1 protein-coding gene is annotated in these 495 nt (G+C 77.0%); it reads left to right on the forward strand.

The genetic code is table 11. The features are described from left to right. Nucleotides 1-495 (forward strand): DUF11 domain-containing protein (locus ACSNOD_RS31710; protein ID WP_436770518.1); only part of this gene is annotated, 495 nt, incomplete at both ends.

Consider the following 495-nt stretch of genomic DNA (forward strand, 5'->3'; position numbering starts at 1 on the left):
TGGCCTGGTCGCCGGACGGGAGCCGGATGGTGCTCAGCTCGCGCCGGGCCCTCGCGCCGAACTCCCCCGAGGGCCTGTCCACTCTGGACCTGGCCAGCGGCCGGCTGACGCCGCTCGACCACCATCTGCCGGGCCGGCAGAAGGAGCCGGGCCACCAGCAGTCGGTCGACCTCGCGGTGAGCGCCCCGCCCACCGGGCCCCCGATCACGGTCGGCTCCTCCGGGACGCTGACCGTCACCGTGACCAACCACGGCCCGTCGCCGGCCCCGGGTACGACGTTCACCGCGGCCGCGCCGCCCGGCGTGCGCGTCGACCGGCTGACCCCGATGGCGGGGCAGTGCGCGGCCGGCTCCCCCCAGTGCGACCTGGGGGTGCTGGCCCCCGGCGCGAGCGTACGGGTGACGGTCGAGCTGACCGGTACGGCCGTCGGCGACCGGCGGATCGGCTGGTCCGTCTCGGGAGCCGTGGTCGACCCGAACCCGAGCGACAACGCGG

Origin of the sequence: Streptomyces sp. URMC 123 (genome assembly GCF_051386515.1) — a bacterium.
Classification (GTDB): domain Bacteria; phylum Actinomycetota; class Actinomycetes; order Streptomycetales; family Streptomycetaceae; genus Streptomyces.